The organism is Kluyvera cryocrescens NBRC 102467, assembly GCF_001571285.1.
Lineage (GTDB): Bacteria > Pseudomonadota > Gammaproteobacteria > Enterobacterales > Enterobacteriaceae > Kluyvera > Kluyvera cryocrescens.
The window spans coordinates 60,270-72,691 of sequence record NZ_BCTM01000014.1; the positions used below are offsets into that span (position 1 = coordinate 60,270).

Annotated in this window: 13 protein-coding genes; 9 read left to right on the forward strand and 4 right to left on the reverse strand. The window is 56.3% G+C overall.

Annotated elements, in window-relative coordinates:
* Nucleotides 1-153 precede the first annotated feature (153 nt).
* The 9 genes from iscS (at nt 154) to sseB (ending at nt 7,510) form a co-directional block, all read left to right on the forward strand.
* The gene (iscS, locus tag KCR01S_RS11600; protein WP_052282276.1) at nt 154-1,368 is read left to right on the forward strand and encodes a cysteine desulfurase; all 1,215 of its coding nucleotides are present in this window, start codon (nt 154-156) and stop codon (nt 1,366-1,368) included.
* 23 nt (nt 1,369-1,391) lie between these two features.
* Nucleotides 1,392-1,778 carry a Fe-S cluster assembly scaffold IscU gene (iscU, locus tag KCR01S_RS11605; protein WP_004866383.1) on the forward strand — a complete coding sequence of 129 codons (387 nt, stop codon included), beginning with the start codon at nt 1,392-1,394 and terminating at the stop codon, nt 1,776-1,778.
* A gap of 18 nt (nt 1,779-1,796) precedes the next feature.
* A complete protein-coding gene (iscA, locus tag KCR01S_RS11610) occupies nt 1,797-2,120 on the forward strand; it encodes an iron-sulfur cluster assembly protein IscA (protein WP_052282277.1) in 324 nt (107 codons plus the stop codon).
* A gap of 79 nt (nt 2,121-2,199) precedes the next feature.
* Nucleotides 2,200-2,715: a co-chaperone HscB gene (gene hscB, locus KCR01S_RS11615; RefSeq protein ID WP_061282902.1), complete on the forward strand. Its 516-nt coding sequence runs from the start codon at nt 2,200-2,202 to the stop codon at nt 2,713-2,715.
* Between the two features lie 15 nt (nt 2,716-2,730).
* On the forward strand, nt 2,731-4,581 hold the full coding sequence (gene hscA, locus KCR01S_RS11620; protein WP_061282903.1) for a Fe-S protein assembly chaperone HscA: 1,851 nt from the start codon (nt 2,731-2,733) through the stop codon (nt 4,579-4,581).
* Nucleotide 4,582: 1 nt separating this feature from the next.
* A complete protein-coding gene (fdx, locus tag KCR01S_RS11625) occupies nt 4,583-4,918 on the forward strand; it encodes an ISC system 2Fe-2S type ferredoxin (RefSeq protein ID WP_052282280.1) in 336 nt (111 codons plus the stop codon).
* A gap of 11 nt (nt 4,919-4,929) precedes the next feature.
* A complete protein-coding gene (iscX, locus tag KCR01S_RS11630) occupies nt 4,930-5,130 on the forward strand; it encodes a Fe-S cluster assembly protein IscX (protein ID WP_052282281.1) in 201 nt (66 codons plus the stop codon).
* 123 nt (nt 5,131-5,253) lie between these two features.
* Nucleotides 5,254-6,540, forward strand: a complete 1,287-nt coding sequence (gene pepB, locus KCR01S_RS11635; RefSeq protein WP_061282904.1) for an aminopeptidase PepB — start codon at nt 5,254-5,256, stop codon at nt 6,538-6,540.
* A gap of 193 nt (nt 6,541-6,733) precedes the next feature.
* Entirely contained in the window at nt 6,734-7,510 is a 777-nt protein-coding gene (gene sseB, locus KCR01S_RS11640) for an enhanced serine sensitivity protein SseB (protein WP_052282283.1), read from the forward strand.
* 50 nt (nt 7,511-7,560) lie between these two features.
* Here sseB and KCR01S_RS11645 read toward each other — a convergent pair whose 3' ends face one another.
* The 4 genes from KCR01S_RS11645 to KCR01S_RS11660 form a co-directional block, all read right to left on the reverse strand.
* Nucleotides 7,561-8,334 carry a MurR/RpiR family transcriptional regulator gene (locus KCR01S_RS11645; protein WP_061282905.1) on the reverse strand — a complete coding sequence of 258 codons (774 nt, stop codon included), beginning with the start codon at nt 8,332-8,334 and terminating at the stop codon, nt 7,561-7,563.
* Entirely contained in the window at nt 8,335-9,180 is an 846-nt protein-coding gene (sseA, locus tag KCR01S_RS11650; protein ID WP_061282906.1) for a 3-mercaptopyruvate sulfurtransferase, read from the reverse strand.
* A 73-nt stretch (nt 9,181-9,253) separates the two neighbouring features.
* Nucleotides 9,254-10,618: a 6-phospho-alpha-glucosidase gene (locus tag KCR01S_RS11655; protein ID WP_061282907.1), complete on the reverse strand. Its 1,365-nt coding sequence runs from the start codon at nt 10,616-10,618 to the stop codon at nt 9,254-9,256.
* A gap of 13 nt (nt 10,619-10,631) precedes the next feature.
* On the reverse strand, nt 10,632-12,176 hold the full coding sequence (locus KCR01S_RS11660) for a PTS transporter subunit EIIC (protein WP_061282908.1): 1,545 nt from the start codon (nt 12,174-12,176) through the stop codon (nt 10,632-10,634).
* Nucleotides 12,177-12,422: the final 246 nt, after the last annotated feature.

The following is a 12,422-nucleotide window of genomic DNA, read 5'->3' on the forward strand; positions in this document are numbered from 1 at the left end:
CCTGCGGTGTGCCGCGAAGGCGCATTTGGCAGGGCAGGCTAAATAAAAAAGAGATTTCAGAGTCAGGCCGGGATTCACCTCCCGTCAACACGGTCGTACATCCAGCCGGTTGCCTGATTCCTTGCATTGAGTGATGTACGGAGTTAAAGAGCAATGAAATTACCGATCTATCTCGACTACTCCGCAACCACGCCGGTGGACCCGCGTGTTGCCGAGAAAATGATGCAGTGTCTGACCCTGGACGGAAACTTTGGTAACCCCGCTTCCCGTTCACACCGTTTCGGCTGGCATGCTGAAGAGGCGGTAGATATCGCCCGTAACCAGATTGCCGAGCTCGTTGGTGCAGACCCGCGTGAAATCGTATTTACTTCCGGTGCGACTGAATCCGACAACCTGGCGATTAAAGGTGCAGCCAACTTTTATCAGAAAAAAGGCAAGCACATCATCACCAGCAAAACCGAACATAAAGCCGTGCTCGACACCTGTCGTCAGCTTGAGCGCGAAGGTTTTGAAATTACCTACCTGGCGCCACAGCGCAACGGGATTATCGACCTGAAAGAACTCGAAGCGGCGATGCGTGATGACACCATCCTCGTTTCTATCATGCACGTGAATAACGAAATCGGCGTGGTGCAGGATATCGCGACTATCGGCGAAATGTGCCGTGCGCGCGGCATCATCTATCACGTTGATGCGACTCAGAGCGTGGGCAAACTGCCAATCGACCTGAGCCAACTGAAAGTTGACCTGATGTCCTTCTCCGGTCACAAAATCTACGGTCCAAAAGGTATCGGCGCGCTGTACGTCCGTCGTAAACCGCGTATTCGTATCGAAGCACAGATGCACGGCGGCGGTCACGAGCGCGGTATGCGTTCCGGTACTCTGCCTGTCCACCAGATCGTCGGTATGGGTGAAGCTTACCGTATCGCCAAAGAAGAGATGGAAACCGAGATGGCGCGCCTGCGTGGTCTGCGTAACCGTCTGTGGAACGGCGTGAAGGATATGGAAGAGGTTTACCTTAACGGTGACCTCGAGCAGGGCGCACCAAACATCCTCAACGTCAGCTTCAACTTTGTTGAAGGTGAATCGCTGATTATGGCGCTGAAAGACCTGGCCGTCTCTTCCGGTTCTGCCTGTACTTCCGCAAGCCTTGAGCCATCCTACGTGCTGCGCGCGCTGGGTATGACTGACGAGCTGGCGCATAGCTCTATTCGTTTCTCTTTAGGTCGTTTCACTACCGAAGAAGAGATTGACTACGCCATCAATCTGGTTCGCAACTCCATTGGCCGTCTGCGCGACCTTTCTCCACTGTGGGAAATGTTCAAGCAGGGCGTGGATCTGAACAGCATTGAATGGTCACATCATTAATCGGTAGATAAGGAGAATTCATCATGGCTTACAGCGAAAAAGTAATCGATCACTACGAGAACCCACGTAACGTCGGTTCTTTCGACAACAGCGACGATAGCGTCGGCAGCGGCATGGTCGGCGCACCGGCCTGCGGCGACGTGATGAAGTTGCAGATTAAAGTCAACAATGAAGGTATCATTGAAGACGCGCGTTTCAAGACTTACGGCTGCGGCTCCGCCATTGCCTCCAGCTCCCTGGTGACCGAATGGGTGAAAGGGAAATCGCTGGACGAAGCACAGGCGATTAAAAACACCGATATCGCAGACGAGCTTGAACTGCCGCCAGTGAAAATTCACTGTTCTATCCTGGCAGAAGACGCGATTAAAGCCGCGATTGCGGACTACAAAAGCAAACGTGAAGCAAAATAATTAAGAGTTGAGGTTATTATGTCGATTTCCTTAAGCGACAGTGCAGCAGAGCGAGTCAATACCTTCTTGTCAAACCGTGGTAAAGGGTTTGGCCTGCGCCTGGGCGTCAGGACGTCAGGCTGTTCAGGTATGGCCTATGTACTGGAATTTGTTGACGAGCCGGCGGCAGAAGACACCGTATTCGAAGACAAAGGCGTGAAGGTTGTCATCGACGGTAAAAGCCTGCAATTTCTTGATGGTACGCAGCTAGACTTCGTGAAAGAAGGTCTGAACGAAGGGTTTAAATTTACCAACCCTAACGTGAAAGACGAGTGCGGCTGCGGCGAAAGCTTTAACGTCTAATGTTGAGTCCTGCCAACCCCACTCATGGTTTTATCGCTGTGCGTGGGGTTTGTTTTAAATAGTTAACCCTGAGATCGTCATGGATTACTTTACTCTCTTTGGATTGCCAGCCGGTTATCACGTAGACACTCAGGCCCTTGCGGCACGTTTTCAGGACCTGCAGCGTCAGAACCACCCCGACCGTTTTGCCAGCGCCAGCGACGCCGAACAGCTTGCTGCGGTTCAGCGCTCTGCCAACATCAATCAGGCATGGCAAACGCTGCGTCACCCGCTGATGCGCGCGGAATATCTGCTCTCCCTGCACGGTTTTGACCTCTCATCCGAACAGCACACCGTCCGCGACACCGCGTTCCTGATGGAACAGCTGGAGCTACGCGAAGAGCTGGATGAGATTGAGCAGGCGAAAGACGCCGACCGCCTTGAAAATCTGCAAAAGCGCATCAAAACAATGTATACCCAACGCCAGCAGCAGATGGTGGCGGAATTAGACGCTAAGACGTGGGACGCGGCGGCGGATACCGTGCGTAAACTGCGTTTTCTCGATAAACTCCAAAGCAGCGCTGAATTACTCGAAGAAAAGCTGCTCGATTTCTGATTTTGGAAGCTTAACATGGCCTTATTACAAATTAGTGAGCCGGGGCTGAGCGCCGCGCCGCACCAGCGTCGTCTGGCGGTAGGCATCGACTTAGGCACCACCAATTCTCTGGTTGCGACCGTACGTAGCGGCCAGGCCGAGACGCTGGCTGACAGCCAGGGACGTCACCTGCTGCCATCCGTCGTTCATTACCAGGCGCAGGGCCACGTGGTCGGCTATGACGCGCGTGCCAACGCAGCGCAGGATCCGGCCAACACCATCAGCTCCGTAAAACGCATGATGGGCCGCTCGCTGGCCGACATTCAGGCGCGTTACCCACACCTGCCGTACCAGTTCCAGGCCAGTGAAAACGGCCTGCCAATGCTGGTGACCGACGCCGGCGTGCTGAACCCGATTCGCGTCTCCGCCGATATCCTTAAAGCGCTGGCCGCACGCGCCACGGAATCCCTTGCGGGTGAGCTGGATGGCGTGGTGATCACCGTTCCTGCTTACTTTGATGATGCTCAGCGTCAGGGGACTAAAGACGCAGCGCGTCTGGCTGGCCTGCACGTTCTGCGTCTGCTCAATGAGCCAACCGCAGCGGCGATTGCCTACGGCCTCGATTCTGGCCAGGAAGGTGTGATTGCCGTTTACGACCTCGGCGGTGGCACCTTTGATATCTCGATTCTGCGTCTGAGCCGCGGCGTGTTTGAAGTGCTGGCAACCGGCGGTGATTCCGCATTGGGCGGCGATGACTTCGACCACCTGTTGGCTGACCATATCCGCGACCTGGCGGGCATTGCCGATCGTAGCGACAACCGCGTACAGCGCGAACTGCTTGATGCCGCGATCGCGGCCAAAATCGCACTGAGCGATGCCGACCGCGTTGCCGTTGACGTTGCCGGTTGGCAAGGCGAAGTGACCCGCGAGCAGTTTAATGAGCTCATTTCCGCGCTGGTGAAGCGCACTCTGCTGGCCTGCCGCCGCGCGCTGAAAGATGCGGGCGTGGAAGCCGAAGAGGTGCTGGAAGTGGTGATGGTGGGCGGTTCAACCCGCGTACCGTTGGTGCGTGAGCGCGTGGGGGAATTCTTCGGCCGTACGCCGCTGACCTCCATCGACCCGGACAAAGTCGTCGCCATTGGCGCCGCCGTTCAGGCCGATATTCTGGTCGGTAACAAGCCGGACAGCGAAATGCTGCTGCTTGACGTTATTCCGCTGTCGCTGGGCCTCGAAACCATGGGCGGCCTGGTGGAGAAAGTGATCCCGCGTAATACCACCATTCCGGTGGCGCGTGCGCAGGAGTTCACCACCTTTAAAGATGGCCAGACCGCAATGTCTATCCACGTCATGCAGGGTGAACGCGAACTGGTGCAGGATTGCCGTTCGCTGGCACGTTTTGCGCTGCGCGGTATTCCCGCATTACCGGCGGGCGGTGCGCATATTCGCGTCACCTTCCAGGTTGATGCTGACGGTCTCTTGAGCGTTACGGCGATGGAGAAATCGACCGGCGTAGAGTCCTCCATCCAGGTGAAACCGTCCTACGGTCTGACCGATGGCGAAATCGCCACCATGATTAAAGATTCCATGAGCTACGCCGAGCAGGACGTGAAAGCACGCATGCTGGCGGAGCAGAAAGTGGAAGCGGCGCGCGTGCTGGAAAGCCTGCATAGTGCGCTCGCTGCTGATGCCGCGCTGTTAAGCGCCGCAGAGCGCCAGGAGATTGACCGCGTTGCCGCCGAACTGAGTGCGGCAGCCGAAGGTGATGATACTGACGCCATAGAACAAGCCATTAAAAACGTTGACAAACAAACCCAGGAATTTGCCGCTCGTCGTATGGACCAATCCGTCCGTATGGCGCTGAAAGGCCAATCCGTGGACGAGGTTTAATATGCCAAAGATTGTGATTTTGCCTCATCAGGACCTGTGTCCGGATGGTGCGGTTTTGGAAGCTGAAAGCGGTGAAACTATTCTCAACGTTGCTCTGCGTAACGGTATTGAGATTGAACATGCCTGTGAGAAATCCTGTGCGTGCACCACCTGCCACTGCATCGTTCGCGAAGGTTTTGACTCGCTGGCGGAAAGCACCGAAGACGAAGACGACATGCTGGATAAGGCATGGGGTCTGGAGCCGGATAGCCGTTTAAGCTGCCAGGCGCGCGTTGCCGATGAAGATCTGGTGGTCGAAATTCCGCGTTACACAATTAACCACGCGCGCGAGCACTAACAGGGGATAGTATGGGACTTAAGTGGACTGACAGCCGCGAAATCGGCGAAGCGCTGTACGATGCTTTCCCGGACACCGATCCGAAGACCGTACGTTTCACCGACCTGCACCAATGGATTTGCGACCTCGAAGACTTTGATGATGACCCTCAGGCATCAAATGAAAAAATTCTTGAGGCAATTCTGTTAGTCTGGTTGGATGAAGCAGACTAACTTCGCCTCATGATTCATGCTGCCCTGTGCGGACTTACCGCCGGCCTGCTGGCTGAATCATTGAGTGAATAAATCTTAACGGGCTGCCATTCGGCGGCCCGTTTGCTAATAAGGATAAATATAATGACAGAAGCGATGAAAATTACCCTGTCCACTCAGCCAGCCGACGCGCGCTGGGGCGACAAAGCGACTTATAGCATTAATGGCGATGGTATTTCCCTGCACCTTACCGGCCGTGATGATACCGGCCTGATTCAGCGCGCGGCGCGTAAAATTGACGGCATGGGCATCAAGCACGTTGCGCTGACCGGCGAAGGCTGGGATGTTGAGCGCACCTGGGCGTTCTGGGCCGGTTACAAAGGGCCAAAAGGCAGCCGTCAGGTCGAATGGCCTGAACTGGATGATGAGCAAAAAGCCGAGCTGGATAACCGCCTGACCTACATCGACTGGGTTCGCGACACCATCAACGCTCCGGCGGAAGAATTGGGTCCTGAGCAGCTGGCGCAGCGCGCGGTGGATCTGCTGTGCGGCGTGGCGTGTGACCACGTTTCCTACCGTATTACCAAAGGTGACGATCTGCGTGAGCAGAACTATATGGGCCTGCACACCGTGGGCCGTGGCTCGGATCGCCCGCCGGTTCTGCTGACCCTGGACTACAACCCAACCGGTGATAAAGACGCGCCGGTCTATGCCTGCCTGGTGGGTAAAGGCATCACTTTCGACTCCGGCGGTTACAGCATCAAGCAGAGCGCCTTTATGGATTCCATGAAGTCCGATATGGGCGGCGCGGCGACCGTAACCGGCGCGCTGGCGCTGGCGATTACTCGTGGCCTCAACAAACGCGTGAAGCTGTTCTTGCTTTGTGCGGACAACCTGATCAGCGGCAATGCCTTTAAGCTTGGCGACATCATTCACTATCGTAACGGTAAAAACGTTGAAGTGATGAACACCGACGCCGAGGGCCGCCTGGTGTTGGCCGACGGCCTGATTGATGCGAGCGCACAGAAACCTGAGCTGATTATCGATGCCGCCACGCTGACCGGGGCGGCAAAAACCGCGCTGGGGAACGACTACCACGCGCTGTTCAGCTTTGATGATCAGTTGGCAAATCGTCTGCTGGCAAGTGCCCAGGCGGAAAACGAAGCCTTCTGGCGTCTGCCGCTGGCCGAGTTCCATCGCCATCAGCTGCCGTCCAATTTTGCCGAACTGAACAACACCGGCAGCGCCGCCTATCCGGCCGGTGCTAGCACTGCGGCGGGCTTCCTGTCCCACTTCGTGGAAAACTACCACACGGGCTGGCTGCATATTGACTGCTCCGCAACTTACCGCAAATCTGCCGTTGAGCAGTGGTCGGCGGGCGCGACCGGGCTGGGCGTACGTACGATTGCCAATCTGTTGACCGCCGAATAATCTTTGCCCCTCACCCTAACCCTCTCCCCATAGGGGAGAGGGAACCGTTCGGCTCTCTCCCTTAATGCATGAGCTGAGGTCAGGTGCCGGTTTTCTGCCTCGACTTGAGGGTTGAAGAGAAGTGCCGGTTTCCTCCCTCGCCCCTTTGGGGAGAGGGCCGGGGTGAGGGGAAATCATGCCATCTGGAACCACTATGTCCGAAACGAAAAACGAATTAGAAACCCTGTTGGAGCAGGCGGCGACTGAGCCTGCGCATCGCCCGGCTTTTTTCCGTACGTTGCTAGAATCTACCGTCTGGGTACCGGGAACCGCTGCTGATGACCAGCAGGTTGTCGACGACAGCGCTCTTGAGTTACAGCATTGGGAAAAAGATGACGGAACCTCGGTTATCCCTTTCTTTACTTCGCTTGAGGCTTTGCAGCAGGCGGTCACCACCGAACAGGCGTTTGTCGCCATGCCGGTGCGCACGCTGTTTGAAATGACTCTCGGTGAGACGCTGTTCCTGAATGCGAAACTGCCGACCGGCAAAGAGTTCACCCCGCGCGAAATCAGTCATCTGATCGGCGAAGAGGGCAACCCGCTCAGTACCCAGGAAGTGCTGGAAGGCGGCAGCGCGCTGCTGCTTTCTGAAGTTGCCGAGCCACCGGCGCAAATGGTGGAGTCGCTGACGACGCTGTTTAAAACGCTGAAAACGGTGAAGCGCGCATTCCTGTGCTCGATTAAAGAGCATGCGGATGAACAGCCAAACTTGCTGATCGGTATCGAAGCGGAAGGGGATATCGAAGAGATTATCCATGCCGCGGGAAGCGTGGCGACCGACACGCTGCCGGGGGATGAACCGATTGATATCTGCCAGGTGGTTGAAGGCGAAAAGGGCATCAGCCACTTTATGCTGGCCCATATTACGCCATTCTATGAAAAACGCTGGGGCAGCTTCCTGCGCGATTTCAAACAAAACCGCATCATCTAAACGGTGGTTCGCGTCGCTTATTGACCCGCAATAGGTCAATAAGCGGCAGATTACCCCGTCGCTTCCAGCAGCAGTAAATCCATCAATAAAACCAGATTCGACTCGAACGAGGTGACGCCGGCGGCCTCGGCGGCGAAATGCACCGCCTCGTCGTAGAGCGCAAAATGAAGGTCGGCCAGACCGGCAAGGGAATTCGCCGAAGCGCGGGTAAACGCGACCACCGTCATTCCGACGTTACGAGCGATACGCGCTTTGTCGAGTACCTGCTCGGTTTCCCCACTGCGCGACACGGCGATAAACACCTGATAGCGCGCGGCGTTGCTGAGGAAAATATTGCGGCTATCGCCTGGCCCGGAAATAAACGCCGTTTTGCCCAGCACCTGTAGCTTTTTGGTCAGATACTCCGCGAAGAGGTAGGAGAACCCGGCGCCGTAGAGGAAAAAACGCTCCTGCTCGCGTAACAGGCGGGTGAAGTACTGACGTTTTTCCGCCGTCGCCCACTGAAAGGTGAGCTGGTAATTGGCGAGAAAATGGTTGAACAGCGCCGAGCTTTCACCGGCGTTGTCCGGTTGCTGCACGGCAATGTGCGGCGTCTCCGCCAGCAGATTTTTGCAGTGCCAGATAAATTCGCTGTAGCCGCTAAAGCCCAGCTTCTGGCATAACCGCATAATGGTTGCCGTGGAGACAAAGGTAGCCTGAGCCAGCTGACGGACGGTGATATTGCCCACCAGTAGCGGATGTTCCGTCAGGTGAGCGAGCACCCGATATTCGGCGCGAGTTAATGATTCCCCGCGCATCAGCAGCGTCGTCAGGCGATTATCCATTTATTGAGCAGACTCGATTGGCAGGTCGTCCCGTGCTCCCCATTCACTCCATGAACCATCGTACAGCGTCACGTCTGGAGCATCCAGAGTGGCCAGAGCCAGCGCAACGACCGCCGCCGTGACGCCGGAACCGCAGCTGACGATGATCGGTTTATGTAAATCAACGCCCTGGCGAGCAAAAATGGCTTCCAGCTCATCGGTGGTTTTCAGTTCGCCATTGATAACCAAATCGCCCCACGGCACGTTGCGCGCGCCGGGAATATGCCCGCGACGCAGTCCCGGGCGCGGTTCATCAACCTGTGCGTTAAAACGCGGCGCCGGACGGGCATCAACGATTTGCGCGGTGCCTTCGTGGCTGGCCAGCAGCACGTCGGTAAGTCGTTTCACGGCTCCTGGGGCAAATTCTGCTTCAAATTCGCCTTCGGCTGCTGTCGCGTCACCGTGTTCCAGCAGCAGATCGTCGCGCTGCCAGCCGGCCAGACCGCCCGCCAGTATCGACACCCGCTGTGCGCCAAAGGTACGCAGCATCCACCACGCGCGCGGCGCGGAGAACAGGTTACCCTCATCGACAATCACCAGATGTTTATCGCGGCTGACGCCCAGCTCGCGCATGGCGACGGCAAACGCCTCCGGACGCGGCATCATATGCGGCAGGGGAGAGGTGTGATCGGAGAGGGCTTCAATATCAAAAAAAACGGCGCCCGGCAGGTGCCCGGCGCGAAATTCTGCGTTGAGATCGCGGTGTTCCTGGCCCGGTGGCGCCATACGGGCGTCGATAATCTGGACTTCCGGGTCATCAACGTGCTCTGCCAGCCAGTCGGCGGCAACGAAAAACGAAGTGGTCATATTACCCTCCATTGATGAATTACAAAGGGATTGTCGGTGTTTTTCACCACACCGACAAGTGACCAGCGGTTTATTAGCGCGTTGCTTCACCATTTTGCCAGGCGCGCTGCAAATGCGGCCAGTAATCCCGGTTGGCGGTAATCATCTCATCGAGAATGGCTTTAGCGTGCGCCATGGTCGGTACCGTCCGATTGAGGGTGAAAGCCTGTAGCGCTTTTTCGTAGCTTCCCTCAAGCGTGGCTTCAACCAGCAGTTGTTCAGAGGCGAGCTGCTGCATCAGCAGCGTTTGGTGGAACAGCGGCACATTGCCCATCCGCACCGGTTCTGGGCCATTGGCGGTGATATAGGCCGGAACTTCAACCATCGCATCATCCGGCAGATTGGCGATAGCCCCTTGGTTTTCCACAATCACCAGATGACGCTGACGCAGATCAAAGGCCAGCGAACAGGCGACATCGACAATAAATGCGCCGTGTACGCCAACGTGAAACGCGTCGGGCAGAATGCCGGTGTTTTTATATTCCACCGCCGCCGCAAACAGCTTTTTCTCACGCCCGTCCATCACTTCGTTGGCGCGGGTATAGTCCGGGTTTTGATGCTCAACAATTTGATTGGGCATCAGGTAGTACTGCAAGTACGGGTTCGGCAGATACTCCGGGAAGCACTCCATTATTGGCTGAATGTTGCGCCAGGTCTTCACCCACGACGGGTCGGCGTGCTGCGGATCGGTTTGCGCCGCGTCTTCCGTCAACAGGCCAAATTTCGCCACGTGGCGGCGCAGTTCCGGCATTTTGTCTTCGCCGTCAACGCGGACCTGGGTAAACCAGCCGAAGTGGTTGAGGCCAAAATAGTCAACGTCAAGTTTATGGCGGTCCACGCCGAGAATCGCGCCCATATTCCGCATCGCCGCTACCGGCATATCGCAAATATTCAGCACCCGCGCTTTCGGGCGCAGGCGACGGATCCCTTCGGCGACGATCGCCGCCGGGTTGGAGTAGTTGACGATCCATGCTTTGGGATCGGCGTAGCGCTCTACCAGATCGATCAACTCAGCCATTGGCAGGATCGTGCGTAAACCGTAGGCCAAACCGCCGGGCCCACAGGTCTCCTGGCCGACGACACCGTGACGCAGCGGAATTTTTTCATCCTGCTCGCGCATTTTGTATTGCCCAACGCGCATTTGTGCAAAGACAAAATGGGCGCCGCTGAATGCCGTTTCCGGGCAAGTGGTGACGGTAAACTTGATGCTCTGGCTGTGGTCGCGAATCACTTTTTCCACCACCGGCGCAATGGTGTTCTGGCGGGCTTCGTCAATATCGTAGAGACGGATTTCTGCCAGCGGGAAGTCCGCAAGCCGTACCATCAGGCTTTTTACGATACCCGGCGTGTAGGTGCTGCCGCCGCCGGCGATAGCGAGAATAAATGGGGATTTCAACATGGTATAGCCTCCTTTAGAGAACCGCTTCAACGGCTTCTCGCATTTTTTTGACATGCAGCCCGTAGACCACCTGAACGTTATTACCTTGCTTGATGATGCCTTTGGCACCGGTCGCTTTAAGCTGCGGCTCGTTAATCTGCGCTACGTCTTTGACCGTGACGCGCAGTCGGGTGTAGCAGTTATCCACCACCTCAATGTTGTCGCGACCGCCAAGCCCTTCAATGATGGTTGCGCCTAACCCATCGTTATTGCCCTTCGCCTGATACTCCTGCTTGCTGTAGAGCTTCGTCTGCTGGTCGTCCTCTTCGCGGCCCGGCGTATTCATGTCAAAGCGCAGGATCAGGAAGCGGAAGATGACGAAGTAGAGCGCGAACATGATTAGCCCCACCACGATGTACATTGGCCAGTTGGATTTGGTGGTGCCCAGCGGCAGGTTGTAGAGGATGAAATCGATAATGCCGTTGGCACCGATAGCGTGAACGCCGAACAGGGAGAACAGCATCATGCCAATACCGGTCAGCACCGCATGCACCACAAACAGCAGCGGGGCGACGAACAGGAAAGAGAACTCAATAGGCTCCGTTACCCCGACCAGCATAGAGGTCAGTGCGGCTGGGATCAGAATGGCTTTTGCTGCCGCCTTTCGTTCCGGTTTGGCGGTGACGTACATCGCCAACGCGGCGGCCGGCAGGCCGAACATTTTGCTGATGCCGCGTGCGTCCCACACCACCGTATGACTTAACTGCGTGACGCTGGGACAGGCCATCTCGGCGAAATAGATGTTACGCGCGCCCTGGTACAGCGTGCCGCATACCTCTTGTGAACCTCCGAGCTCGGTGTAGAGGAAGGGGGTATAGACCAAATGATGCAGACCGGTGGGGACCAGAATACGTTCCAGGAAACCGTAAATGGCGACGCCGAAAGGGCCAGAGCCTTTGATCGCCAGCGCCAGTGCGCTGATACCGTGCTGTGCCCACGGCCACAGTTCGCTCATGACTACGCCGAGCACAATTGCCACCGGCAGGATAATTATGGTGACAAAGCAGTGGCCGGAGTAAATCGCCATCGCGCCGGAGAACTGCACGCCGGAGTAGCGGTTATACAGATAGCCGGTGAGCGCGCCGGTCAGGATCCCTGCAAAGACGCCCATCTCCAGCACCTGCACGCCCAGCACCATGCTTTGTCCTGCGGTGCGCATCTGGTCAGCCGGAGCCAGTTCGCCTTGCAGCTGCAGCGTAACGTTCATGGCGTTGATAAACACGATAAAGGTCACCAGCCCCAGCAGGGCGGCGTAGCCTTTGTCACGAGCGGCAAGGCCGATAGGGATACCGACGGCAAAAATCATCGCCAGGTTGACCAGCAGCGACACCGCCGATTTGGCAATCAGCTGCCCGAGGTTTTGCACCGCCGGATAGCCCAGCACGTGAATATATTCGGCTAGGCTGCCGTTACCCAGCACGTTACCAAAAGCGATAAACAGGCCGACAATAGGCAGGATCAGCACCGGTCCGTAAAGCGACTTGCCAAAATTTTGTAGGGCATTAACGGCTCTTTTCATTCTGTTCTCCAAATTTTGAACCGCATCGATAAGAGGATAAGACCCGCTGACGGTAGCAGCACTCCGCTAAGTTAATCTAGCTATCTTATTGTTTTAAAAACAAAGTACGCTCAACGTCACATGTTACGTTATGACCTGTGATCGCAGTAACATCGCGGGCAGATGGAGAGTAGGAAGGGATTTTTGGGAGTTTAACGACTACTGGCGGGCTACGGCCTCAGGCATAATACTGTGTTGACCACACAA